At 66.6% G+C, this 24,875-nt stretch carries 22 protein-coding genes; 13 read left to right on the top strand and 9 right to left on the bottom strand.

Annotation, left to right across the window (positions count from 1 at the left end; genetic code table 11):
- Positions 1 to 249 precede the first annotated feature (249 nt).
- Entirely contained in the window at positions 250 to 576 is a 327-nt protein-coding gene (locus WDC82_RS20830) for a DUF1127 domain-containing protein (protein WP_340119329.1), read from the bottom strand.
- Positions 577 to 916: 340 nt separating this feature from the next.
- On the opposite strand from WDC82_RS20830, the gene WDC82_RS20825 reads away from it, so the two are divergent.
- From WDC82_RS20825 to WDC82_RS20815, 3 genes are all read left to right on the top strand, one after another.
- The gene (locus WDC82_RS20825; RefSeq protein WP_340119328.1) at positions 917 to 1,588 is read left to right on the top strand and encodes a DUF1007 family protein; all 672 of its coding nucleotides are present in this window, start codon (positions 917 to 919) and stop codon (positions 1,586 to 1,588) included.
- Positions 1,585 to 2,613, top strand: coding sequence for a nickel/cobalt transporter (locus tag WDC82_RS20820; RefSeq protein ID WP_340119327.1), 1,029 nt, complete (start codon positions 1,585 to 1,587; stop codon positions 2,611 to 2,613). The genes WDC82_RS20825 and WDC82_RS20820 overlap by 4 nt, the downstream gene beginning before the upstream one ends.
- 410 nt (positions 2,614 to 3,023) lie before the next feature.
- Positions 3,024 to 3,752: a response regulator transcription factor gene (locus tag WDC82_RS20815; RefSeq protein WP_340119326.1), complete on the top strand. Its 729-nt coding sequence runs from the start codon at positions 3,024 to 3,026 to the stop codon at positions 3,750 to 3,752.
- Between the two features lie 88 nt (positions 3,753 to 3,840).
- Here the strand turns inward: WDC82_RS20815 and WDC82_RS20810 are convergent, their stop codons facing one another.
- Positions 3,841 to 4,560: a LuxR C-terminal-related transcriptional regulator gene (locus WDC82_RS20810; protein ID WP_340119325.1), complete on the bottom strand. Its 720-nt coding sequence runs from the start codon at positions 4,558 to 4,560 to the stop codon at positions 3,841 to 3,843.
- A 372-nt stretch (positions 4,561 to 4,932) separates the two neighbouring features.
- On the bottom strand, positions 4,933 to 5,649 hold the full coding sequence (locus tag WDC82_RS20805) for a Crp/Fnr family transcriptional regulator (RefSeq protein WP_340119324.1): 717 nt from the start codon (positions 5,647 to 5,649) through the stop codon (positions 4,933 to 4,935).
- Positions 5,650 to 5,992: 343 nt separating this feature from the next.
- Between WDC82_RS20805 and WDC82_RS20800 the strand changes: the two genes are divergently transcribed.
- Complete coding sequence (locus WDC82_RS20800) at positions 5,993 to 7,198, top strand: AGE family epimerase/isomerase (RefSeq protein WP_340119323.1); 1,206 nt, start codon at positions 5,993 to 5,995, stop codon at positions 7,196 to 7,198.
- 4 nt (positions 7,199 to 7,202) lie between these two features.
- On the opposite strand, the gene WDC82_RS20795 is transcribed toward WDC82_RS20800, so the two are convergent.
- Genes WDC82_RS20795 through WDC82_RS20785 form a run of 3 tightly spaced genes read right to left on the bottom strand, consistent with a single transcriptional unit; the run spans position 7,203 to position 9,115 of the window.
- Positions 7,203 to 7,544 carry a hypothetical protein gene (locus WDC82_RS20795; RefSeq protein WP_340119322.1) on the bottom strand — a complete coding sequence of 114 codons (342 nt, stop codon included), beginning with the start codon at positions 7,542 to 7,544 and terminating at the stop codon, positions 7,203 to 7,205.
- Positions 7,531 to 8,322: an amino acid ABC transporter permease gene (locus WDC82_RS20790; protein WP_340119321.1), complete on the bottom strand. Its 792-nt coding sequence runs from the start codon at positions 8,320 to 8,322 to the stop codon at positions 7,531 to 7,533. The genes WDC82_RS20795 and WDC82_RS20790 overlap by 14 nt, the downstream gene beginning before the upstream one ends.
- Before the next feature lie 7 nt (positions 8,323 to 8,329).
- Complete coding sequence (locus tag WDC82_RS20785) at positions 8,330 to 9,115, bottom strand: transporter substrate-binding domain-containing protein (RefSeq protein WP_340119320.1); 786 nt, start codon at positions 9,113 to 9,115, stop codon at positions 8,330 to 8,332.
- A gap of 339 nt (positions 9,116 to 9,454) precedes the next feature.
- On the opposite strand from WDC82_RS20785, the gene WDC82_RS20780 reads away from it, so the two are divergent.
- A complete protein-coding gene (locus tag WDC82_RS20780; RefSeq protein ID WP_340119319.1) occupies positions 9,455 to 9,718 on the top strand; it encodes a DUF2061 domain-containing protein in 264 nt (87 codons plus the stop codon).
- A gap of 163 nt (positions 9,719 to 9,881) precedes the next feature.
- The gene (locus WDC82_RS20775; RefSeq protein WP_340119318.1) at positions 9,882 to 10,688 is read left to right on the top strand and encodes a hypothetical protein; all 807 of its coding nucleotides are present in this window, start codon (positions 9,882 to 9,884) and stop codon (positions 10,686 to 10,688) included.
- Between the two features lie 15 nt (positions 10,689 to 10,703).
- Here the strand turns inward: WDC82_RS20775 and WDC82_RS20770 are convergent, their stop codons facing one another.
- The 3 genes from WDC82_RS20770 to WDC82_RS20760 are packed head-to-tail and all read right to left on the bottom strand — an operon-like array spanning position 10,704 to position 14,194.
- Positions 10,704 to 11,825 carry an Ldh family oxidoreductase gene (locus tag WDC82_RS20770; protein ID WP_340119317.1) on the bottom strand — a complete coding sequence of 374 codons (1,122 nt, stop codon included), beginning with the start codon at positions 11,823 to 11,825 and terminating at the stop codon, positions 10,704 to 10,706.
- Positions 11,822 to 13,372 (bottom strand): altronate dehydratase family protein, encoded by a 1,551-nt coding sequence (locus WDC82_RS20765; RefSeq protein WP_340119316.1) that lies wholly within the window; start codon positions 13,370 to 13,372, stop codon positions 11,822 to 11,824. The genes WDC82_RS20770 and WDC82_RS20765 overlap by 4 nt, the downstream gene beginning before the upstream one ends.
- 57 nt (positions 13,373 to 13,429) lie before the next feature.
- Entirely contained in the window at positions 13,430 to 14,194 is a 765-nt protein-coding gene (locus WDC82_RS20760; protein ID WP_340119315.1) for a FadR/GntR family transcriptional regulator, read from the bottom strand.
- A 215-nt stretch (positions 14,195 to 14,409) separates the two neighbouring features.
- On the opposite strand from WDC82_RS20760, the gene WDC82_RS20755 reads away from it, so the two are divergent.
- The 7 genes from WDC82_RS20755 to WDC82_RS20725 all read left to right on the top strand — a co-directional run bounded on the left by WDC82_RS20755 (position 14,410) and on the right by WDC82_RS20725 (position 24,830).
- Positions 14,410 to 15,402, top strand: coding sequence for a sialic acid TRAP transporter substrate-binding protein SiaP (locus WDC82_RS20755; RefSeq protein WP_340119314.1), 993 nt, complete (start codon positions 14,410 to 14,412; stop codon positions 15,400 to 15,402).
- A gap of 25 nt (positions 15,403 to 15,427) precedes the next feature.
- A complete protein-coding gene (locus tag WDC82_RS20750; protein WP_340119313.1) occupies positions 15,428 to 16,012 on the top strand; it encodes a TRAP transporter small permease in 585 nt (194 codons plus the stop codon).
- A gap of 16 nt (positions 16,013 to 16,028) precedes the next feature.
- Positions 16,029 to 17,309 (top strand): TRAP transporter large permease, encoded by a 1,281-nt coding sequence (locus tag WDC82_RS20745; RefSeq protein ID WP_340119312.1) that lies wholly within the window; start codon positions 16,029 to 16,031, stop codon positions 17,307 to 17,309.
- A gap of 525 nt (positions 17,310 to 17,834) precedes the next feature.
- Positions 17,835 to 19,547 carry a long-chain fatty acid--CoA ligase gene (locus WDC82_RS20740; protein WP_340119311.1) on the top strand — a complete coding sequence of 571 codons (1,713 nt, stop codon included), beginning with the start codon at positions 17,835 to 17,837 and terminating at the stop codon, positions 19,545 to 19,547.
- Positions 19,547 to 20,689, top strand: a complete 1,143-nt coding sequence (locus tag WDC82_RS20735) for a thiolase family protein (protein WP_340119310.1) — start codon at positions 19,547 to 19,549, stop codon at positions 20,687 to 20,689. The genes WDC82_RS20740 and WDC82_RS20735 overlap by 1 nt, the downstream gene beginning before the upstream one ends.
- Positions 20,690 to 23,032, top strand: a complete 2,343-nt coding sequence (locus tag WDC82_RS20730; protein ID WP_340119309.1) for a 3-hydroxyacyl-CoA dehydrogenase NAD-binding domain-containing protein — start codon at positions 20,690 to 20,692, stop codon at positions 23,030 to 23,032.
- Positions 23,033 to 23,042: 10 nt separating this feature from the next.
- Entirely contained in the window at positions 23,043 to 24,830 is a 1,788-nt protein-coding gene (locus tag WDC82_RS20725; protein ID WP_340119308.1) for an acyl-CoA dehydrogenase C-terminal domain-containing protein, read from the top strand.
- The last annotated feature ends 45 nt before the right edge of the window (positions 24,831 to 24,875 follow it).

Below are 24,875 nucleotides of genomic sequence, written 5' to 3'. Positions count from 1 at the left end.
CGGTCTTGGCCGACGTCACGGACGGAGCCGGGCGCACGGGCAGGGTCGTTGCCGAAGGTGCGATGCAGATTAGCCGAGGGGCGCACCAGAGAAAAGCGGACTGCGCGATACGCGAGCCGGCCGCTAAACCGGTGGTTTGCGGCGGACTCGTCTTTGCGCTCTTCGAGGGTTCTCCCATCCCTTGCCCCGCCCCGAGTGAACGACCGGGCCGGTGCCTTCCCCAAGGCAGCCGGCCCGGCGGGTTACTGGTTACATGCGATAACGCCCGGCACGGCGGTGCCCGGCGTCCAGGCTGTCGCGGGCCGACTGCTGGGCGGCACTGATGATGGCCGCGCGGTTCAAGCCGATGTCACGCAGGGTGCGGTCGTCGAGTTGCGAAAGCGCCTCGACGGTCTGGTGAATGCGCCGGTCGCGCGCGCTCACGGCAAAGAGAGTCTGCAGCGCCTTCAGCAGCCGCCGGCCGGTCTTGGCCACGGGCGTTTCGCTGGAAATTGCATAGCTGGCTGCGCCGAAGGGGCTGGCGGGCCTCGTGCCCGTCAGGATCATCGGCGAGCCGAAAACGTTGGAATCGCTCATGTCACATCACCACGTTATTCGGTTGTCTCGGTTCAATTGATCGCTCGCCCAGACCAACGGTGGCCCGCCATTGTCCTCCAGCGGCACCCCCATCGGTTTCGGGTGCCGGTATAGGCGCCGGCTGTTTCTTGTTGATGTCGCGGCGCCGGGGTTTGGGTATCAATTGTTCGCAGGTCGCCCCTCGCTCGCTGAAACATTTGAAACAAAGCGGGTGAAACAGTGCGGGGCCCTGGCCCTGCGGCGCGCTGGGTTCTATGGTTTGGCGCGCGTTAACCCTTTTTTCGAGTCGGCCCGGCACAAAGGGCGAGCGGCATTTGCCGCGGCATCCGAGGAGGCAGTCTTGCGTGCGTTGAAGACCTGGTTGCTGGCTGTCCTTGCGGCCGCCGTCCTGGCAGGCGCCGTCCCCGCCGAGGTTCGGGCGCACCCCCATGTCTGGATCGACGCCCGCAATACGGTCATCTTCGACGACCAGCAGCGCATGGCGGCGCTGCGGGTTTCCTGGCGCTTCGACGAGTTCTACAGCCTCTTCGCCATCGAGGGTCTCGATACCGACGGCGACGGCACGGTGTCGGAAGCCGAACTGCAGCCGCTGGCCGAACTGAATGTCACCTCGCTGGAGGAGTACCGCTATTTCACCTATGTGACGGCCGACGGCGTCGAGGTGCCCTACGGCCCGGTTAGCGAGTACGCCTCCCGCTTCGAGGACGGCATCCTCAGCCTGGAGTTCGTCATTCCGCTGGAGGCCCCGGTCGATCCGCGGCGCGCCCAGGTGACATTCAAGAGCTATGACCCGACCTTCTACATCGCGGTCGAGCCGTCCCTGCAGGACCCGGTGCGCTTCGCTGGATCGCCGCCGCCAGCGTGCCGCGCCGTGGTGCAGGAGGGCCAGGACGGCGAGACGCTCAACCTCTCCGAGGCGGATTTCCTGGACCCTGCCAAGAGCGAAAGCATCGGCGCGCTCTACGCCACCGCCATCGCCATCGTCTGCGACACGAGCGGGGCCATTCAGTGAGCGGATCCCTGGCCGGGCTGCCGCTGCTGCGGCCTCTCTTCGCCGCCGTCCTGTTGTGCTTCGGTCTCGCCTTTGCGGTGCCGGCGGGGGCACAGACACCTCTCGTGCCACCGGGTGGCGGGTCCGCTCCGGCCGCGCAGCCCGGCAGCCTGTGGCAGCAGACCCTGGGCCGCGTGCACCAGGTCCAGCGAGACCTGCACCGCCGGCTGGCCGCCGCCGTGCGCGCGGTGAACGACGCAGGCAGCGGCGTCGCCACACTGTCTCTGATGGCGATCTCGCTGCTCTACGGCGTCTTTCACGCCGTGGGGCCCGGCCACGGCAAGGCGGTGATCTCCGCCTACCTGCTGGCCAACGAGCGCGCGGTCAGGCGCGGTATCCAGCTCGCCTTCCTGGCCTCCCTGGTGCAGGGGATTTCAGCGATCCTGCTGGTCGGCGTGCTTGCCGTGCTGCTCGACGTCGCCGGCGTGAAGGTCAGGGAGTCGGCCGCGATTCTGGAATCCGCCAGCTATGCGCTGGTCGCCCTGGTCGGCGCCTGGATGCTGCTGTCACTGCTGCGCGGCGGGGGCCGCCACCATCATCATGGCCACGACCATGGCCATCACCATCACCATCACCATCACCATCACCATGACGCGGCCTGCGGCCACAATCCGGCGCCGGACCCGGCGCTGCGCGCCGGCGGCGGGGGCGTGTTCTCCAAGGCTGCCGGTCTGGTGCTGGCGGTCGGTATCCGCCCGTGCAGCGGGGCGGTGCTGGTGCTGCTCTTCGCCCTCGCCCAGGGGGTGCTGCTGGCCGGAATCGCGGCGACCTTCGCCATGTCGTTCGGCACTGCCGTAACGGTCTCTCTGCTGGCCGTCCTCACGCTCTATTCCAAGCGTCTGGCGTTGGCCCTGGTCGGCGCCGGGGCGCGGACCGGCTGGGTCGAGGCCGCCTACCGAGGTCTCGCCTTCCTCGGCGCCGGCCTGCTGCTGCTGATCGGCGCCGGGCTCTTCTGGGGCTCGCTGGCTCCCGCCGGACCGCTCTGACGCCCGTCAGCCCGCCGACCTCACGTTCTTGTGATCCTGGAATCGGCCGTCAGACGGCTGTGCCGGCCCTCCTGAAACAATTGGGACCCGGAGCCCAGTGGGAATTCGGGCACGATCTGTGCTACTTTTGTGGCTTGTAACGAGGCTTTTTGGGGGGCTTGTCTGCCCCCGCAGGACCGCGTGGGTGCCGTCCGGCTGTATAAATCGTTGCTTCAGCAACAAAAAATTGAAGCGTGCTCTTCTGTGGTAATCCGCACAGCACCCTCCCCGTTCCGTACGTAATCTTCTTTCACAACAGGCCGCCGGGCGTCGCTTGCCCGCTTCCCCAAAAAGGGGGCAGAAGCCGGTTCGGGGACCTGGGTATGCGAGAGGTTTGGTGGAGACTTTGGGGAAAGGGAGAGCAAGAAATCATGTCTGAGACAAACACACTCCTGATCGGCCGGAACCGGCTGTTTCTGGAAGGATTGAAGAGCCTGCTGCGCGGCAGCTCCTTCGATGTCACGGGTGAAGCGAGTTGCGCCGGCGATCTGGATGACACCGACGACGGTGACACCCCCGAACTGGTTCTCGTCGAACTGCGCGGCGACGTCGCCGATCTGGTGCTGGACCTGCAGCAGCTGCGGGACACCCTGCCGTCGGTGCCTGTGGTCGTGCTGACCGACGAGCGCGATCCGCGCACTTTGGCGGCCTGCCTGAACGCCGGTGCGGCGGCCTTTCTGGGAAAGGACATCTCACTGGAAGCGCTGATCCACTCTCTGAAGTTGGCGATGCTGGGCCAGAAGGTCATGCCAACGGATCTGGCGGTGGCGCTGATCAACGGCGCGGCCGGCGTGCAACCGGTCGACGGCAAGGGGATCGAGAGCTACGGCCTGTCCGACCGCGAGCTGGAGATCCTGCGCTGCCTGGTCAACGGCGACGCCAACAAGGTGATCGCCAACCGCCTGGAAATCACCGAGGCGACGGTGAAGGTCCACATGAAGAGCCTCCTGCGCAAGATCAAGGCAGGCAACCGCACCCAGGCGGCGATCTGGGCGCTGAACCACGGGCTGGCACCAGGCCTGCCGTTCGGCCAGGCAGGCGAGGCACCGCGCCGCGCCCCGCAGGCCAAGGAGATGGTGCTGTCGCAGATGATGGGCTAGGCACGGCGCCTAGCCCCCGTCTCCCCTGCTGCCACGCCGCCGGGATTCGCCGGCGGCCGGCGGTGCGTCGCGGAGGAAAGGGGATGGCTCAAGCGTTGCCGGTGACCTCCTCGTCGTCGTCTTCCATGTTCTCCGGATTCTCCGGCAGGCTGTCGAGCAGCGGCAGCAGAACGGTGGCGGCGAGCACCGCGGCTTCGGTGCGGTTGCGGCAGTCCAGCTTGATGAGGATGGCGCGAACCATGGATTTCACTCGCGCCTCGCTTTCGCCCAGCGTTTCGGCAATGCTGCGATTGCTGTCGCCCTCGGCCAGCAGGCGCAGGATGGCGCGCTCGCCATCGCCCAGTCGTGACAGCAGGTCCAGGTAGATGGCCCCCTCGACTCCTTCGGCGCGGGCCGAAGGCATGATCGAATAGCCGTCCTCGGCCAGCTTCAGGCTGGCTTCCAGGTACTTCAGGCCGTGGCCCAGCAGGATCAGGCCGTCGGCGCGGCAGGGCAGCTCGCCCATCATGGCGCATTTGGATTCCGGCACCGCCAGCAGGACCCGGGTGCGCTTGCCGGACCAGCGTTCGACCTGGTCCTCCAGGCTGTGGAAACGGCTGCTGTCGTTGGCCGCCAGAATCAGGTAATCGGCATCCGGCTCGCCGCGTCCGTTGGACGGAAAGATGCAGATATCCCCAACGCGGGTATGCGGCACGCGGCGCAAAGCATCCAAAAGAGGGCCGGGCTCGATTCCGGCCGCCACTACGGCGCAACGCCGGTCGCGGGCATCTTTGGACGGGCCGGTCTCTTTTATCGGCTGTTCGGTCATCTTGGGGGAAACCTCCTACCTGTTCGGCGCGGCCATTGCGCCGGCTGCCGGGCGCGGCACAGGCGCCGCATGAGGCCAAAGCCTAGCATGGGCTACCGCTGGAACGGGACCGGCTCAGGCATAGTACTACCGAGGGGGTATGCGGCGTGGGGTGGCCGGGCGGGAAATCCACCGGGCCTGTGACAATCCCCACAGTGGGGCCGGGCCCGCGGCGCTACCTTCGGGGCGTCGTCGTGGAGGTCCTCCCTCAAGCCACGATGACGGAGCTAATCGAACGAGCCCCAAGGCCCCGTCCGCCGCCCATCGGACGGGGCTTTCCTTTTGAGGTCTGCCGGAAGCGCGCAGAGCATAGCCGCCGGTCCCTCGCGGACCTCAATCCCCCGCCACTTCGTGGACCAGGCGCTCCAGCTCCTCCAGGTCGCTGATGATCAGCGTCCGGCCGTCACGGCTGATAAGGCCGCTCTTGGTCAGATCGTTCAGCTCGCGGGTCACCGCCTCGCGATGGGTGCTGATGCGCGCGGCGATGTCGGCATGGGTCGGCGCCGGCGAGATGCGCGCGGTGTTGCCGTCGCGCTCTCCCTCGCGTGCCAGGCGCAGCAGTTCCGAATGGATGCGGTTCTTCACTGCCAAGGTGCTGAACTCGAAGATGCGTTCGCTGAGGGAGCGCACCATCTTGGTCAGGTAGGTCAGCATGGCCATGGAGACGGCCGGGTATTCCTGCAGGATCGAGCGGAAGGTCTCCGCCGAAACCGTGCCGATCATCACGTCGGTCAGCGCAATGACGTTGGCCGAGCGCGGCGCGCCGTCGATGGCGGCAAATTCGCCGAAGCACTCACCGGCCTGGATGTCGCGGAATGCCACTTCCTTCCCGGCGCTGGAAAAGAGGATGACGCGCACGGTGCCGGAGACCATGAAATAGACGTCGGTGGAGGCGTCCTGGTGGCCGATGATCTGCTGGTGGGCTTTGTAGTTTCGCCAGTTGACCCGCTGGGTCAGGCGTTCGATCTCACGCGCATCGAGGTCGCGGAAAATTCCGATACGCTCCAGCGCGTAGCCTGTGCCGCCCGAAACCTTTTGATTGGCCGTCATCACCCCCACTCATCCCGTTCGGCGGCGCAGCGCCCCGGACCGGTGGGACAATCTGCGCCAAGCCGTTGAAAACGGTACAAAGCCTGAAGAAGAGTCACCGCCGCTGCAAAGCCCCCAAGCTTTGCCGGCGTCCCTCCCAATGGGGCAGGATGGCCGGGCGGGTTATCCAGAGCCTGCGCAATACTACCTACCGGCCTCTAGGATGCAACCGGCTGCTGGCATCTGCTATCGGAAGTGCCTGCTGCCTGAAGTGCCTGGGGCTCGTTCGCTTGCCTTGGCTTTCACATCGCAGTATGCAGGCGGCACCCCAGACCGCCCCAGCAGGAAAACGTTCGGTCCAAAAATGCCACAGCCCGACCCGATCTCTGCGCCCGATTTTTCCGGGGTCCGGTTGCGGCACTGGCTCAGTGAGATTCTGCTGCCGTTCTGGGCCGTGCAGGGTTTCGACGCCGCTCACGGGGCCTTCGTCGAAAAATTTGAACCGTCGGATTCCAAATCCCCTGGGTTGCCGACGCAGGAGGATTACACGCGGGTGCGCGTGCAGGCGCGGCAGATCTACGTGTTCAGCCATGCCGCGGCGACCGGGATCAGCGATGTCGGCTTGGCCGCGGCGCGGCGCGCCTTCGCCTTCTTGGAAGAGCACGCCTGGGACCGCGCCGAGGGCGGCTGGTTTCACCGCTTGCGGTGCGGCGGCGGTGTGCTGGATCCGATGAAAGACAGCTACGATCACGCCTTCCTGCTGCTCGCCATGGCTTGGCTCTACCGGGCCACCGGTGAGCCGGCGGTGCTGCGGCGTGCACATCAGACCGCCGCCTTTCTGGAGCAGGCGCTGGCGCGCCGCTATGGCGGCGTCTTCAACGGCTATGCCGAACACCAGGTCTCGCCCGGCGGGTGGGCGCCGCTGCCGCGGCGCCAGAACCCGCACATGCACATGCTGGAAGCCTTTCTCGCGCTGCACGAAGTCTCCGGGGATGCTTTGTGGCTCGATCATGCACGGCAGATGTACGCGCTGTTCAATCGTCATTTCTTCGATGCCGAGGCTGGACAACTCATCGAGTTCTTCGACCGCGACTGGCGGGAGATGCCGCAGGAAGGAACGCGCCTGCGCGAGCCCGGCCACTTCTTCGAGTGGACCTGGCTGCTGCACCGCTACGCAACGCTGGCCGGTGACGACAGCGCGGCCGGGGCGATGCGCCCGCTCTACGATTGGGCCTGGGACAGAGGAGTCGACAGCGATGGTGTTGTCTTCGAGGTGCTGGATGCGGAAGGACGAGTGCTGAACGGCGGCAGCAAGAGATTGTGGCCGCAGACCGAGGCGGCGAAGGCCTGTCTGGCCGTACACGAACGATTTGGCAACGCGGAGGCGCTGGAGCGCGCGGGCAAGCTGTTGGGAGCGCTGTTCACCACCTTCGCCGGCCTCGACCGGCCCGACTGGCGCGAGCAGGTGGACCGCGGCGGCAAGGTTATCCGCGACGGCATGCCGTCCTCTAGCCTCTACCACCTCTACCTCGCCAGCGCCGAGGCGGTAAGGGTGCTGCCGGCGGTGTGAGGAGTCAGCGCCGCTGCAGATCCTGATTCAGGACCTTGGTGACGCGGCCGTGGCCGATGATGCGGTTGCCCTCCCGCACCGTGAAGGCGAAGCCGTTGTAGAGCCGGCCCTGCTCCACTTCAGGGACGAGGAACGACATCCGTGAAAGCACCGTCCCGCCCGGGCTTACCTGGTCATTGTCCTGGAAGACGTGCATCGCATCGCTCAAGGCGCCCCCGTGGCCGAGGTCGTGCGTTGTCCGCAAGCCGCTGCGGTAGGGGCCGGGACCGCCGCTTTCTTTGACGGAAAGAAAACGGATCTCGGCTTCGATGTCGGGCTTTTTCCCTGCCATCTCAGCCACCCGCATGTAGCACATTGGCACCCAGGCGTTTCTCCAGGCGGCGGACCAGCCAGGAGACGACCAGGATCAGCACCAGGTATTCCAGCACCAGCACGGAGTAGATCTCCAGCGGGCGATAGACGGTGACCGAGAGCTCGTTGGCGCGGCGGGTCAGCTCCGGCAGGCCCAGCACATAGACCAGTGACGACATTTTCAGCATGTAAACGAACTGGTTGCCGAGCGCCGGCAGGATGCGGCGGATCGCCTGCGGCAGCACCACGAAGCGCATCTTCTGCACGTAGCTGAGGCCGAGAGAGTCGGCGCCGTCGATCTGGCCGCGTTCGATGGACTGGATTCCGGCGCGGAAGATCTCCGCCTCGAAGGCGCTGTCGCAGAGCGCCAGGGCGACCACGCCGGCGACGAAGGGGGTCATCGAGAGGCCGAGCAGGATTGGCAGGCCGTAGTAGGTCCACAGCAGCATCACCAGAATCGGGATGGCGCGGAAGATCTCGACGTAGACGCGATTGAACCAGCGCAGGCGCTTGTCCCGGGCGAGGCCGGGCAGGGCGACCAAGAGACCGATGAGCACGGAGAACATGATCGCCGTGCCGGAGATCGCAATGGTCAGCCAGAAACCGCTGAGCATGAAGAGGAAGTTGTCGCGCCCGCGCGGCGTCGTCGGCAACACCTCGTACCAGCCCCAGCCGCTGCCGCAGCCGGTGAGCAGCAGCAGCGCGGCTGCGAGCGCCAGGCTCGTCCGGAGAGGGAGTGAGGGAGAGATCACCGCGCGGGCCCGGCGGCTCACGCGGCGATCAATTGAGCGGCATCCACTTCTCGAGCAGGCTGTCGAAGAAGCCTTCGTTCTCCTTGATGCGGATCCAGTGGTTCAGGTAGTTCAGCCACACTTGGTCGTCCTGGTCGACGAGGAAGGCGATGTCGGTGGGGGCCGCCGGTTCCTCGACAGGCACGATCATCAGCACGTCGTGCACCTCGACCAGCTTGGAGGCCTCGACGGTACTGGTCACCGAGACGTCGGCACGTCCGGCCAGCACCTCTTGGAAATCGCGCGCCGGGGCTTCGATGGCGCGGATGGTCGCCTTGGGGAACAGTGTCTTCACCTGCTGCTCCTGGCTGGTGCCCAGGGTCACCGCGACGACGATGCCTTCCTGGTTGATGTCCTCCCAGGTGGTGAAGCGATCGGCATTCTTCTTCTGGGTCATCGGTACGGTACCCAGGGTGTAGTAGGCGCTGGTGAAGCCGACGCTGCGGATGCGCTGGGTCGTCATCGAGGCGCTGGTGGAGATGTCGTACTTGTCGGCGACGATGCCGGGCACCAGCGTCTTCCATTCGGTCGGCACGAATTCGATTTCGACCCCGAGGTCCCGGGCGAGTTCCGTCATCACGTCGATGTCGAAGCCGGCGTAGTCGCCGGTCGCCGGGTCCTTCATCGACATCGGATTCCAGTCGCCGGTGGTGCCGACGCGCAGCTTGCCCGATTCCAAAACCTTGGTCAGCGTCGAGACCTGCGCCGCCGCCGGAGCGGCCCACGCCAACAGGCCGGCAGCAAGTGCCGCCACGATGACCGTCATCTTCCGCATGATTGTTCGTCCCCTTGTTACACGCAGGCTTGCCCCACGCTGCTGGCGCTTCCAGCTTCGCCGCCGCGCCCCGGTCGGTTGGCTCTGCCCCCGCCCATCAAAGCAAGTGCCGGGGCAGGCGGCAAGAATGCTGCCGCCGGGAAACGCCGGCGAACGGCAATCCGGCCGCTCAGCCGCTCTTCAAAGTCTGGGGGAGGCACCCCTTGAAAGCAGTTCAATAGCACATATTTTGGAATGATTCCAATTGCGAATAATTCGCAATCGTGCTACATGGTAATCGCGCCCTGCCGGAAACCGTCCCACATCCGGCGCCCGGGGTCGCCCACGAGGAGACCGGAAATGAGCCTGGACCTGGTGAAAACGGTGACCTTCGCCGTGCTGCACTTCAGCGTTGGCTTCACTGTCACCTACCTGCTGACCGGCTCCGTCGCCATCTCGACCGGGGTCGCCCTGATTGAGCCGGCGGTGAACACGGTAGTCTTCTTCTTCCACGAACAGGCTTGGCGCCGCTTTGCCGCGCGCAAGCCGACCGCGGCGGCGCTGCCGGCCCCTGCGGCGGGCGCGTGGTTTCCACGAGGGGCCTGCGCGAAGCCGGATCTTTAGCACCGCACAAGCCCTCGTCATGAAGGGGACTCTGCGCGCGATTGTTCGCGCGCAGACGGTCTGGTGCTTTCGCTGGACACAGGATTATTACAAATCGATGACGCTTCGGTGACGCAGACTGCCAGGTGAGGCATCGATGCGACTTCGCAAGGAGCTCCCCCAAATGCCACAGCCCGCGCTCTCCCTGACCGACTCTTCTCTCGTAGATCCCGCCGGCGCCGAACGGGACCGCCTGCCGGCAGAAGCCCGGCGCATGGCCGCCGAACTGGGCCAAGGGCGCCAGGGCGTGACCATCCGCCTCGGCCCCATCATGGGAATCCTCTGGGCTGCCGCCGCGTTGATCGTACTGCTGAGCCTGGTGCAAGACCTGCTGATCTTTCTGGCGCCGGAGGCCGGCTTCAGCGACCGGATCTACCGGCTCGACGTCGACACCGAAGCCAGCCTGCCGACCTGGTATTCGACCAGCCTGCTGTCGCTCTGTGCACTGCTGCTGCTGCTCATCGGGCTGCAGGTGAACAGCCAAAGCCGCCTCAAGGCCCTGCCGTGGTTCATCCTGACGGCAATCTTCGCGGTACTTTCGCTCGACGAGATCGCAACGTTGCACGAGGGGCTGTCGGCTTTGCTGAGCGCGCGGATGGACAACAGTGGTCTCTTCTACTTCGCCTGGACCGTTCCGGCGCTGATCGTCTGCGTCGCCGGGCTGATCTGCTTCGTGCCCTTCATCCTCAGCTTCAAGGGGTTCGACCGCGTGTTGCTGGTCAGCTCCGCGATCGTATTTCTGTCCGGAGCCATCGGGATGGAGATGCTGGGCGGCGCCGAAGCAGAGACCGGCGGCATCGCCACGCTGCACTACCGGATGCTGACCACCCTGGAAGAGACGTTGGAGTTTGCCGGCGTGCTGCTGTTCCTCGGGTTCCTGCTGCGCCGCCTGCGCGCCGCCCACGCCAGGACGGTGCTCAAATTCGAATGATGCCGCCGCCGTCGGCTACAGCGCGCTGAGCGGCGGGACGGCGAAGCGGGTGGAGAGTTCTCCGAAGACCTGCCAGTTGTGGGTGTCGAGCGGAACGCCGTCGGCGCCGCGCGCGCGCTCCACCGCCCACTCGCGGTCGCCGGCCGCCATCACGCGCGTGCCGGGCAGGGCGTCCTGGCCGCGCAGGGCGCCGAGGTAGCGACGCATCTGTGCCTGGAAGGTCGCCGCGTCGATGAAGGCCGAGGGCTTCATGGCGAGGAAGAACTGGCCGAGGCAGCGCGGCTCCGACCAGCTGGAATTGAACATGTCGGCCATCTCGTGGTCGAGGCGCATGCCGCTGAGGACGGCAGAGAGGATCTCGACCATGCCGGCCAGCGCGGCGCCTTTGTAGCCATAGCCGGCGCCGCCCAGCGGCAGCAGCGATTCCGCCGCCTGCGGATCGCGGGTGACGCGGCCGGCGCCGTCGACCACCACGTCATCCGGCAACTCGCGGTCCAGCGCGCGGTACTGCAGGATGCGGTTATAGGGGATCGAACTGGTCGCCATGTCGATGAGGTAGGGCCGCTCGCCGTCGACCGGCACCGCAAAGCTGATCGGGTTGGTGCCGTGGAAGGCCTCGCGGCCGCTGTGCGGCAGCACCGCATCGTTGGCGTTGCAGAAGGCCATGCCGATGTAGCCGGCCTCGGCGGCCGCCAGGCTGTAGGCGCCGGCGGCGCCGAAGTGCGAGGAGTTGAAGACACTGACCGCGCCGACGCCGGCTTCCTCGGCCAGTACAATTGCCTCCTCCATGGCACGGTAGCCCGCGGCGGTGCCCAGCGCGTGGTCGGCATCCAGGCGGCCGACCGCCGCGGCGCGCTTTTCGAAGCGCATCGCCGGCCGGCCCTTCACGCGGCCGCCTTCCAACACTTTCACGTAGTGCGGCAGCAGGCGCACGCCGTGGCTGTCGACGCCGCGCAGCGAGGCGCCGACTAGGGCGCGCGCGGTGTTCTCCGCCGAGGGCGCGTCGGCGCCGGCCGCCTGCAGCACCGCGACGACGAAGCGCGAGAGATCGCCGGTCTCGACGCGCGCGGCGACATAGCCGTCGCCCTCGTTTGCGGCAGTGGCCGGCGCCGCGCTGCTCACACGCGCCTCGCTCACATCACCGCTCCGATCTGCCAGGGGATGAACTCGGCATCGCCGAAGCCCAAAGCCTCGGACTTCGAGGGCGTGCCGCCGGCGACTTCCAGCACTTTGTCGAAGATCTCGCGGCCGACCTGCTCGACGCTCTTGTCGCCGTCGGCAATGCCGCCGCAGTTGATGTCCATGTCCTCGCTCATGCGCGCATACATCGGGGTGTTGGTGGCGAGCTTGATGGAGGGCGAGGGCTTGAAGCCGAAGACCGAGCCGCGCCCGGTGGTGAAGCACACCACGTTGGCGCCGGAGGCGACCTGGCCGGTGACCGAGCAGGGGTCGTAGCCGGGGCTGTCCATGAACACGAAGCCCTTGGCTGTTACCGGCTCGGCGTATTTGTAGACACCCGCCAGGTTGGTGGTGCCGCCCTTGGCGGCGGCGCCGAGCGATTTCTCCAGGATTGTGGTGAGCCCGCCGGCCTTGTTGCCGGGCGAGGGATTGTTGTTCATCTCGCCGCCGTTTCGCTTCGTGTAGTCCTCCCACCAGCGGATACGCTGGATGAGCTTCTCGCCGACCTCGCGGCTGACCGCGCGGCGGGTCAGGAGATGCTCGGCGCCATAGATCTCCGGCGTCTCGCTGAGGATGGCGGTGCCGCCGTGGCGCACCAGCAGGTCGGCGGCGGCACCCAGCGCCGGGTTGGCGGTGATGCCCGAGTAGCCGTCGGAGCCGCCGCACTGCAGCGCGAGGGTCAGTTCGCTGGCCGGGCAGGTCTCGCGCACAGCCGCATTGGCCGCCGGCAGCATCGCCGTGATGCGCTCGATGGCCGCGTCGACGGTGCGGCGGGTGCCGCCGGTCTCCTGGATCGTCAGGGTCTGGAAGCGTTCGCCGCGCGTGAGGCCGTAGGCGTCGAGCAAGAAGGGGATCTGGTTCACCTCGCAGCCGAGGCCGACCATCAGGATGCCGGCGAAGTTGGGATGCCGCGCGTAGCCCCAGAGGGTGCGCTGCAGCGCCTCATAGCCGTCACCGCTGTCGGCCATGCCGCAGCCGGTCGAGTGCACGAAGGCGGCGACGCCGTCGATGTTCGGGTAGTCGGCCAGGATGCCGGTCCTGTTGAAGGCCTCGGCGATGTAGCGCGCGACGGTGGCCGAGCAGTTCACCGAAGTGAGGATGCCGATGTAGTTGCGCGTGCCGCAGCGCCCGTCGGCGCGGCGGTAGCCCTGAAAAGTGGCGCGCTCATCCTCCGGCACCATCGCCGTCGGCTTGGCGCCCTCGCAAAAGGCGTAATCGCGGTCGAACTCCGCCATGCCGCAGTTGTGCACGTGGACATGGTCGCCGGGCTGGATGGCCTGCGTCGCAAAGCCGATCACCTGGTCGTACTTCACGACCGCCTCGCCCACGGCGATGGTGCGGGTCGCCAGCTTGTGGCCGGTCGGCACCCGTCCACGCACGGAGACACCTTCGCCGCCAACGGTGGTGCCTTCCAGCAGATCGGCGCGTGCCACCACCACGTTGTCGCTGGGGGCCAGCCGGATCGTGAGGCTGGCGGTCTTCGGCCCTGTTGTCGGCCCTGTCATCTTCCTTGAGTCCTTAGGTTCTTCGTTTGGCCGGTAATGCCGGCATTCTGTGTCGCTTCAGCGCCCGACGGCGCGGCGGCCGCGCTGGCGGTCTTCGTCGGCGACCTCGCCGATGAATTCCGCCTCGGAGATGCGCAGCAGGTCCTCGGCCACCTGCACCAGGTGGGCGTCCATGGCGTCGCGTGCGGCCACGGGATCGCGGCGGCGCAACGCCTCCAGGATCTGCCAGTGGTCGCTGAGGAGGGCCGGGCGCAGCAGGGCGGCGCGCACCCGCTCGTGGAGCTTGGCCCACATCGGCGCGCGATATTTCAGATCCCACAGCGACTCGACAGTGCGCACCAGGGCGCTGTTGCGCGTCGCCCGCGCGATGCCGACGTGGAAGCTGCGGTCGCCGTTCTCGGTCTTGAAGCCGGTGCGGTGTTCTTCCTCCATCACCGCCAGCGCGGCTTCCAGCTCGGCGATGTCGCTGTCCTGGATCTGCTGGGCGGCGAAGTAGGCGACCGCGCACTCGATGGTGCGGCGCGCCTCCAGGATCTCAAAGGGGCCGAGGCCGATCTCTTCCTCGTCGGCGCTGCCGCGGGTCAGCGGCTTGTCGCGTGCTACGAAGATGCCGGCGCCGACGCGCACCTCGACCAGGCCGGAAAGTTCCAGCGCGATCATCGCCTCGCGCACCGTGGCGCGGCTGACACCCAGCTGGCGCGCGAGGTCGCGCTCGGCCGGCAGGCGCTCGCCCAGGGGAAACTCGCCTCCGGCGATGAGCCCGGCGAGTTGTTCGTAGACCTGTTGGAAAAGTCTCTTGGTTTGTATCATCTCGACCGGCATGGCGGCCGCGTACCCCGACTGTCCTGGCCTGCGGTCAAGCGACCGGAAGCGCGATTTCCTCTCGCCATAAGGTGATGAGGTCTGTTAGAAAGGTCAAGCTGTCAGGTGGTCAGGCCAATTTGCCCGGGCCGCAGAAATCGCCGACAGAAGCAATGAAAACCGCCGCAAAAGGCGGCCCGCGCCGCTCTGCCGGCGCCCTAAATTGGGAGGAAAGCATGCGGATTTCCCTGAAGTCTTCCGTTTTGGCCGTTGCCGCCGCCACCCTGGCGGCCGGCGTGATTTTCGGCGCCGGCGGCGATGCCGCGGCGCGCACCCTGAAGTGGGCGCATGTCTACGAGACTGCCTCGCCCTATCACACCTGGGCCGAGTGGGCCGCCGAAGAGTTGAAGAAGCGCTCGGACGGCGCGCTGGAGATGGAGGTCTTCCCGGCCTCCTCGCTGGGCAACGAGGTCGACATCAATGAGGGCCTGACCCTCGGCACCGTCGACATCATCTATACCGGCCAGCTGTTCGCCGGGCGCTCCTACGGGCCGATCGCCATCGGCGGGTCGCCCTACATGTTCCGCGATTTCAAGCACTGGGCGGCCTACCGCGACAGCGACCTGTTCCGCGACATGGCCAGCGGCTACCGCGACGAAACCGGCAACGAGGTCGTCACCCTGACCTACTACGGCCAGCGCCACGTGACCTCGAACAAGGAGATCGCCACGCCGGACGATATGAAGAACCTGAAGATCCGCGTGCCCAACGCGCCGCTCTACAAGATGTTCCCGGAAGCCGTCGGCGCCAATCCGACGCCGATCGCCTTTGCCGAGGTCTATCTCGCCCTGCAGCAGGGTGTGGTCGACGCGCAGGAGAACCCGCTGCCGACCATCCAGTTCAAGAAGTTTTACGAGGTCCAGGACTACATCACGCTCACCGGCCACATCACCGACGCGCTGATGACGATCGTTTCCGGCTCGACCCTGAGCAGCCTTTCCGATGACGAGAAGAAGGTGCTGGGCGACGTGCTGCGGGAAGCGGCTGAGAACTGCACCAACGATATCGTCAAGGCCGAGCAGGACCTGGTGGCGTGGTTCCGCGACCAGGGCAAGACGGTGAACGAGGTTGACCGTGCCGTCTTCCGCGAGGCGGTGGTGCCGCTGCACAACGGCCCGGCCGCGACCTGGGACCAGGCGACCTACGACAAGCTGCAGGCCATCCAGTAACCTCCCGGACTCCAAAGACCGTCGCATGGCCCAAAGTACGGACGGCCCTGGAAAAGACTATGGCGGGGAGGCGCCTAAGGCGCCTCCCCATTTTCCGCAGGCTGAGGACGAACCCGTCGACCTCTCCGACATCCGTCCGGAGGACAGCATCGTGCTCGTGCTGTTCTGGGCGCTGGCCGGGGTCGTCTTCCTGCAGTTTTTCTCCCGCTACGTGATGAATGACTCCATCGGCTGGACCGAGGAGATCGCGCGCTATCTGCTGGTGCTGGTGACCTTCGTCGGCGCCGCGCTCGCGGTGCGCAAGAACACCCACATCGCCGTCGAGTTCTTCTACCGCTATCTGCCCGGCGCCGGCGGACGTGTGTGCTCGACGCTGGTCGACCTGCTGCGCATCGGCTTCTTCTTCGCCGCCGCCTGGATCACCGCGAAACTGGCGCTCAAGACAAACCAGAAGATGACCTCGCTGGAGATGGGCAAGGACGTCATCTACTGGATCGTCTTCGCCGCGTTCGTGGCAATGACGTTCTATGCTCTGCGGCTGGCCTGGCGGCACTGGCGCCAGGGCTACAGCGTCCTGACGCGCCCCGCCGAACGCCAGCTCATCGACTGAACGGAAGCCTCCCCGCATGCTGCTGGCACTGCTCTTCGTCATGGTCTTCGGGCTGCTGATCTTCGGCGTGCCGGTCGCCATCGCGCTCGCACTCTCCTCGCTGGCCTTCATCCTGCTTGCAGGCCAGGTGCCGGACCTCGTGGTCATGCACCGCATGATCAACGGGGTGAACTCTTTTCCGCTGCTGGCGGTGCCCTTCTTCATCCTAGCCGGCAACCTGATGAACACCGCCGGCATCACCAACCGCATCTTTGACTTCGCCAAGGCCTGCGTCGGCTGGATGCGCGGCGGCTTGGGCCACGTGAACATCGGCGCCAGCGTCGTCTTCGCCGGCATGTCGGGCGCCGCGGTGGCCGATGCCGGCGGCCTTGGCACCATCGAGATCAAGGCGATGCGCGATGCCGGCTACGACCCCGACTTCTCGGTCGGTGTCACCGCAGCGTCGTCGACCATCGGCCCGATCATCCCGCCCTCGCTGCCCATGGTGATCTACGGCGTGGTGGCTTCGTCCTCCATCGGCCAGCTTTTCGCCGCCGGTTTCATCCCCGGCCTGATGATGGCGGCCTCGCTGATGATCATGGTCGCCTGGTACGCCCGCGCGCGGAACTACCCGCGCGACGCGCGCTTTTCGCTCGCCGTGCTGTGGGGCAGCTTCCAGCGCGCCTTCCTGTCGCTGCTGACTCCGATCATTATCGTCGGCGGCATCCTGGGCGGCATCTTCACGCCGACCGAGGCGGCCATCGCCGCATCGGCCTATGCCCTCTTCCTCGGCGTCGCGGTCTACCGCACGCTGACCCTCCGGCGCCTGCTGCGCGTCAGCTTCGACACCATCGAGACCACGGCGGTGGTGATGTTCATCGTCGCCGCCGCGTCGATCTTCGCCTGGATCCTCACCAGCAACCGCGTGACCGAGCAGTTCGCCGCGCTGATCCTCACCATCACCGAGAACCCGGTTCTGATCCTGCTGATGATCAATGTCATCCTGCTGGTGGTCGGCTGCTTCATGGAGACCATCGCGGCGATCACCATCCTGGTGCCGGTTCTGCTGCCCATCGTGGTGAAGCTGGGCATCGACCCGGTGCACTTCGGCGTCATCATGGTGCTGAACCTGATGATCGGCCTGCTGACGCCGCCGGTCGGCATGGTGATCTACGTGCTGTCGCGGGTCTCCGGCGTGCCCTTCGAGCGCTGCGTGACGGCAACGGCGCCCTTCCTCATCCCGCTGGTTGCGGTGCTGCTGCTGGTCACCTTCATCCCGCAGCTCTCCATGTTCCTGCCGACGCTGATTTATCGCTGACGTGGTCCGCGTCGCGGCCGCGACGCCGGCTTTGCCGCTGGCCGCGGCCAACCGCGCGCTCGACGACCTGCGCCGGGGCTGCCTGCGGGGGGCGGCGGCGCTACGGCCGTGAGGGGAAGTCCCGAGCCGAGTTGTTGCCCCTCTCCCTATTTCCGGAGGCGAGGGATCACATCGCTACGCCCTTGAAACGGGGTCGAAAACAGCCGACCTTTATGGTTAACGGCTGCTTTACCTTGCGGGCGCCAGGATGTGCCCCCAGGGCAAGGGTGCTTACCGAACTTAAGGGAGTTCGGCGCTACTCTTGCGTTAGGACGTAAGCGGCCTGCTGCGCCTCCCGGCGGGCCGCGGCCGATGGTGCCGTCCGCATGGGAGGCGGGAACCTTATGAGAGGGCGCCTTGACCTTGGGGCCTGAAGTCAGCGGTTTAGACGGCGGGGGTAGGGCGGACGGCCAAGCGGGCGTCCGGCAGGCGGACCAGCATCCCTGGGAGCGCAGCTATCCAGCGGAGCTCTCTTGGGCCGAGCCGGTGCTGCAGGAACCGCTGTTCTCAGCCCTCGACCGCGCGGTGGCCGACTACGGCCCGCGGCCCTGCCTCGATTTCCTCGGGCGATCCTACAGCTATACGGACGTCGGCGACCTCGTCGCCCGCGCCGCCAAGGGGCTGGAGGACTTGGGGGTGATGAAGGGCACAAGGGTGGCGCTGTTCCTGCCCAACACGCCCTATTACGTCATCTGCTATTTCGCCGTCATGAAGCTGGGCGGCATCGTGGTGAACGTGAACCCGCTCTACGCCGAGGAGGAGGTCCACGAACTGCTGGCCGACTCCGGCGCCGAGTTCGCCGTCACGCTCGACCTGAAACTCCTTCTGCCCAAGCTGGTCTCGGCATTGGGGTCCGGCGCGAAGAAGCAGAGCGCGCTCAGGAAAGTCATCGTCGGCACCATGGGCGAGATCCTGCGCTTCCCGACGCGCCAGCTTTTCGCCATCGCCAAGCGCGGCGAACTGGCGAAGATACCGCCGGGCGACGAGCGCTTCTTCCGTTTCGCGCAGCTGATCGACAACGACGGCGCCTTCACGCCTGCGGAGGTGACCATCGGCGACGTGGCGGTTCTACAGTACACCGGCGGCACCACCGGCTCGCCCAAGGGCGCCATGCTGACGCACGGGTCGATCTCCGCCAACGCCAGCCAGTTGCACCGCTGGTTCATCGGCGTGCGCTCCGGCGAGCAGCGGGTGCTCGCGGTGCTGCCGCTGTTCCACGTCTTCGCCATGACGGTGAACATGCACCTGGCGATCCGCATCGCCGCGGAGATCATTCTGCTGCCGCGCTTCGAAATCGAGACCCTGCTGAAGACCATCGCGCGCAAGCAGCCGACCTTCTTCCCCGGCGTGCCGACGCTGTTCAACGCCCTGCTGCACTACCCGAAGCTGGAGCGCTACGACCTCTCCTGTATCGAGAACAGCATTTCCGGCGGCGCCGGGCTGCCGCTGCCGGTACGCGTCGGCTTCGAGAATCTGACCGGCGGGCGCCTCTTCGAGGGCTATGGGCTATCGGAAGCCTCGCCGGTGGTGACCTGCAATCCCATCACGCGCATGGGCAAGCCGGGCTCGATCGGCTTGCCGCTGCCGGGCACCGAGATCGTCATCCGATCGCTGGACGACCGCAATAGCGAGGTGCCGCTGGGCGAGAAGGGCGAGATCTGTCTCAGAGGCCCGCAGGTTATGGCCGGTTACTGGCAGCGTCCGGAAGCCACCGCCGAGACGTTGCGCGACGGCTGGCTGCATACAGGCGACGTCGGCTTCATGGGCGAGGACGGCTACACCTACCTGATCGACCGCCTGAAGGAAGTCATCGTCACCGGCGGCTACAAGGTGTATCCACGCCACATTGAGGAAGCCATTCACCGCCACCCGGCCGTTGCCGAGGTGACGGTCTGCGGTGTGCCCGACAGCTACCGCGGCGAGGTGCCCAAGGCCTTCGTTTGCCTGAAGGACGGCGAAGAGTTGACGGTCGAGGCGCTGCACACCTTTCTTGCCGACAAGCTCTCGCCGATGGAGATGCCGCGCCAGGTGGAGTTCCGCGACGCGCTGCCGAAAACCATCATCGGCAAGCTGTCCAAGAAGGAACTCATCGCCGAGGAGCGTGCAAAGCACGCGGCTCTCGGTCAAAGTCCTGAGGCAGAGAGTGAGAAAGGCCCGGCGGGCGACCCGCCGCCGCTGGAAAAGACGAAAGGTCTTTGATGATGCAGAGAAACGTTGTGATCGCCGGCTATGCCCGCTCGCCCTTCACCTTCGCGCACAAGGGCGAGATGGTGAAGCTGCGCCCTGACGAGATGGCGGCGCAGGTGGTGCGCGGCCTGCTGGAGCGCAGCGGCGTTGATCCCAAGGACGTCGAGGACCTCATCGTCGGCTGCGCCTTTCCCGAAGGCGAGCAGGGCCTGAACGTCGCGCGCCTCATTGGCTTTCTCGCGGAACTGCCGATCGCCGTCGCGGGTACCACGGTGAATCGCTTCTGCGGCTCCTCGATGCAGGCGATCCACATGGCCGCCGGCAGCATCCAGATGGACGCCGGCGAGGCCTTCCTCTGCGCCGGCATCGAGTCCATGAGCCGCGTGCCCATGGCCGGTTTCAATCCGCTGCTGCATCCTGGCCTCGCCGAGCGCTTCCCGGCCGCCTACATTTCCATGGGCGAGACGGCGGAGAACGTGGCGCGGCGCCACCAGATCACCCGGGCGCGCCAGGAAGAGCTCGCCGTCGAGAGCCACCGCAAGGCGGCCGCGGCGCAGGGTGCCGGCAAGCTGAAGGACGAGATCGTGGCGATGCAGCTGAACGGCGCTACAGTCGATGCCGACGGCTGCATCCGCGCCGACACCTCGCTGGAGGCACTGGCCGGACTGAAGCCCGCTTTCGCCACCGATGGCAGCGTCACGGCGGCGACCTCCTCGCCGCTCACCGACGGCGCCTCGGCGGTGCTGGTGACCTCGGAGGACTACGCCAAGGCGCACGGCCTCAAGCCGCTGGCCCGCATCAGGTCCATCGCCGTCGCCGGCTGCGATCCCGACGTCATGGGCATGGGCCCGGTGGCGGCGACCAACAAGGCGCTGAAGCGCGCCGGCCTCACCGTGAAAGATCTCGACATCGTCGAGCTGAACGAGGCCTTCGCCGCCCAGGCGCTGGCCTGCGCCGACGAACTGGGCCTTGATCTGGAAAAGGCCAACCTGGACGGCGGGGCCCTCGCGCTCGGCCATCCGCTGGGCGCCACCGGCGCGCGCATCACCGGTAAGGCCGCGGCGCTGCTGCAGCGCGAGGGCAAGCAGTTCGCCCTCGCAACCCAGTGCATCGGCGGCGGCCAGGGCATCGCCACCATCCTGGAGGCCGCGTAGATGGCCATCAACCAGGCGGCCGTGATCGGCGCCGGCGTCATGGGCGCCGGCATCGCCGCGCATCTTGCCAACGCCGGGGTGCCGGTGCTGCTGCTCGACATCGTGCCGCCCGGGGCTCCCGGGGGTGCTGATGACCGCAGCGCGCTGGCCAGGGGTGCCATTGCAAGAATGCTGAAAGCCGACCCGGCGCCCTTCATGTGGAAGCGCGCGGCGAACCTCGTGACGCCCGGCAACCTGGAAGACGATTTCGACAAGCTCGCCGGCTGCGACTGGATCGTCGAGGCGGTGCTGGAAGATCCGAAGGTGAAGCGCGATCTCTACCAGCGCCTGGAGAAGGTGCGCAAGGATGGCTCCGTCGTTTCCTCCAACACCTCGACCCTGCCGCTGAAGCTGCTGACCGAGGGCCTGCCCGAGCGATTCGCGAGGGATTTTCTCATCACTCACTTTTTCAATCCGCCGCGCTACATGGCGCTGCTGGAACTGGTCGCCGGTGAGAAGACCAGGCCCGAGGCGGTGGCGGAGATCGCCGCCTTCGGTGACCGCGTGCTGGGCAAGGCGATCGTGCACTGCAAGGACACGCCGGGCTTCGTCGCCAATCGCATCGGCTCCTTCTGGCTGCAGTGCGCAGCCGTCGAAGCCCTGGAGCGCGGCATTACGGTGGAGGACGCCGATGCCGTTCTCGGTCGCCCGCTCGGCATTCCCAAGACCGGTGTCTTCGGCCTTTTGGATCTTGTCGGTCTGGATCTGATGCCGAAGGTCGATGCCTCGCTGGCGGCGACGCTGCCGCCGGACGATGCCTACCACGCCCTGCGCCGGCCTTTTCCGCTGCTGGATAAGCTGATCGCCGAGGGTTACACGGGCAGGAAGGGCAAGGGCGGCTTCTACCGCCTGAACCGCGCGGACGGCGGCAAGGTGAAGGAAGCCGTCGACCTGAAGACGGGCGACTATGCGCCGGCGGCCAAGGTCTCGCTGGGATCGGTCTCCGCCGCCCGGCACGGCGGCGCCAAGGCGCTGGTGGCGCACGGCGATAGAGGGGGGCTCTACGCCTGGGCGGTGATGTCGCAGGTGCTGGCCTACGCCGCTTCCCTGGTGCCGGAAATCGCCGACGACATTCCCGCGGTCGATCGCGCCTTGCGCACCGGCTACAACTGGAAATTCGGCCCCTTCGAACTGCTCGACAAGCTGGGTGCGAAGGACGTGGCCCAGCGCCTGACCGACGAGGGCCGCGATGTCCCGCCGCTGCTGCAGAAAGCAGCCGAGACGGAAGGCTTCTACCGGGTCAAGGACGGCCGGCTGCAATACCTGACGGTTGACGGCGGGTACGCGAACGTCGAGCGCGCCGAGGGTGTGCTGCTGCTGTCCGACGTGAAGCTGCAAGGCGCGCCGCTGGCGAAGAACGGCTCCGCCTCGCTGTGGGACATCGGTGACGGCGTCGTCTGCCTGGAGGTCCACACCAAGATGAACACCATGGACCCCGAGGTGTTCAAGATCATGGCCAAGGCGCTGGAGATCGTGCCGAAGGGCCATAAGGCGCTGGTCGTCTACAACGAGGGAACGCACTTCTCCGCCGGTGCCAACCTGGGCCTCGCCATGTTCGCCGCCAACGTCGGCGCCTGGCCGACCATCGAGGACATGGTGGCCGAGGGCCAGAAGGTCTACACCGCGCTGAAGCGCGCGCCCTTTCCGGTGGTGGCCGCGCCCTCGGGTCTGGCGCTGGGTGGCGGCTGCGAGATCCTGCTGGCCTCCGACGCCGTGCAAGCTCACGCCGAAAGCTACATCGGCCTGGTCGAGGCCGGCGTCGGCGTGGTGCCGGCGTGGGGCGGCTGCAAGGAGCTGCTGGCCCGTTACGCCGCCGACCCGCGGCGGCCCAAGGGGCCGATGCCGCCGGTCGCCGCGGCCTTCGAGACCATCGGCCTCGCCAAGGTGGCGAAGTCCGCCTACGAGGCGAAGGAACTGGGGTTCCTGCGCGCCGGCGACCAGATCACCTTCAACCGCGAGCGCCTTTTGGCCGACGCCAAGCAGCGCGCGCTGGAACTGGTGGAGGGCTACCAGCCCCCGGCGCCGGTGGATCTCTTCCTGCCAGGCCCCTCGGGCAAGGCCTCGCTCGCCTTTGCCCTGCGCGATCTTCACGCCAAGGGCCAGGCGACCGAGCACGACATGGTGGTGGCGACGACGCTGGCCGAGGTGCTGACCGGGGGGGCGAAGGCAGACTTCACCGAGCCGACGAGCGAGGACGCCATCCTGAAGATGGAGCGCGCCGCCTTTATGCGCCTGGTGAAGACGCCGGGCACCCTGGCACGTGTGGAGCACATGCTGGAAACCGGCAAGCCGCTGCGGAACTGAGGACAGGACGATGGTGAGTTACAAGGCGCCGCTCGACGACATCCGCTACCTGCTCTATGGCCTCTTCGACTATGAGGGACGGGTGGCGGCGTTGCCCGGCTATGAGGAGGCGAACCGCGAGCTGGTCGACGCCGTTTTGGAGGAAGGCGCGAAGTTCTGCGAGAACGAGCTCCTGCCGCTGAACCGCTCCGGCGATGAGGAAGGCTGCACCTTCGAGAACGGCGTGGTGCGCACGCCCCAGGGCTTCAAGGACCTCTACGAGGCCTTCTGCGAGGCCGGCTGGAACGGCCTCTCGCTGCCGCCCGAGCACGGCGGCCAGGGCCTGCCCAAGACCCTGCAGTTCGTCATGACCGAGCTGATCTGCTCCTCCAACATCTCCTTCGGGATGTATCCGGGCCTGACCCACGGCGCCTGCAACGCCCTGGAGCTGCACGGCAGCGAGGATCAGAAGAAGACCTTCCTGCCCAACATGATTCACGGCCGCTGGTCGGGCACCATGTGCCTCACCGAGCCGCACTGCGGCACCGACCTGGGCCTCATCCGCACTAAGGCGGAACCCGCCGGTGACGGAAAGTACAGGATCACCGGCACCAAGATTTTTATCTCCGCCGGCGAGCACGACATGAGCGAGAACATCGTTCACCTGGTGCTTGCCAAGCTGCCCGATGCGCCGGAAGGCTCCAAGGGAATCTCGCTGTTCATCGTGCCGAAGTCCCTGGTAAAGGAGGACGGCAGCCTGGGCGCGCGCAACGGCGTTGCCTGCGGCTCCATCGAACACAAGATGGGCATCAAGGCTTCCTCGACCTGCGTGATGAACTTCGATCAGGCGGAAGGCTACCTGGTCGGCGAACCGCACAGCGGCATGGCCAAGATGTTCACCATGATGAACGTCGCCCGCCTCGACGTTGGCATTCAGGGCTTGGGGCTCGCCGAAACCGCCTACCAGTCGGCAGCGGCCTATGCGAAGGAACGCCTGCAAGGCCGTGCGCTGTCCGGGCCGGCCTATCCGGAGAAGCCCGCCGACCCGATCATCGTGCACCCCGACGTGCGCAAGAACCTGCTGACCATGCGTGCGCTCAACGAGGGCGCAAGGGCACTCGCTCTGTGGGTCGCCATCGCCGTCGACGTGGCCGAGAAGCATCCCGACGCAGCGGCACGGCAGGAGGCCGACGATCTCGTCGCGCTGATGACGCCGATCATCAAGTCCTTCTTTACGGATGCCGGCTTTGAGGTGACCAACATCGGCATGCAGGTCTTCGGCGGCCACGGCTACATCCGCGAGTACGGTATGGAGCAGCTGGTGCGCGACGCGCGTATCGCGCAGATCTACGAGGGTGCCAACGGCATCCAGGCGCTCGACCTGGTCGGCCGCAAGCTGGGCCAGAACATGGGCCGTCTGCTGCGCCGCTTCTTCCACCCTGTTCAAGCTTACATCGAACAGGGCATGGAGAAGCCGGAGCTGGCCGAGTTCGTCGCACCTCTGGCGAAGTCGCTCAGCCGCCTGCAGCAGTCGACCCTGTGGATCGGTCAGCAGGGCATGAGGGATCCGGAGGAGGCGGGCGCCGCGGCGACGGACTATCTGAATCTCTTTGCCTATACGGCACTGGCCTACCTCTGGGCCCGCATGGCCGAGGTCAGCCTGGCAAAGCTGGACGATGACCCGACGGGCTTCCATGAGGCGAAGCTGGCGACCGCGCGCTTCTTCTTCCAGCGCCTCCTGCCGAAGAGCTCCGGCCACTTCTCCGCCATCATGGCCGGCAAGGCCCCACTGATGGCGATGAAGGAAGCGGCGTTTTAGGGGCGCCGCTTCCCCCTCACCCAGCTTCGGCTAGGCTCGCTTCGC

The sequence above is a fragment of the Pelagibius sp. 7325 genome, assembly GCF_037652055.1.
Taxonomy (GTDB): Bacteria; Pseudomonadota; Alphaproteobacteria; order Kiloniellales; family Kiloniellaceae; genus Pelagibius.
This window is presented reverse-complemented; position numbering and strand designations above follow the sequence as displayed.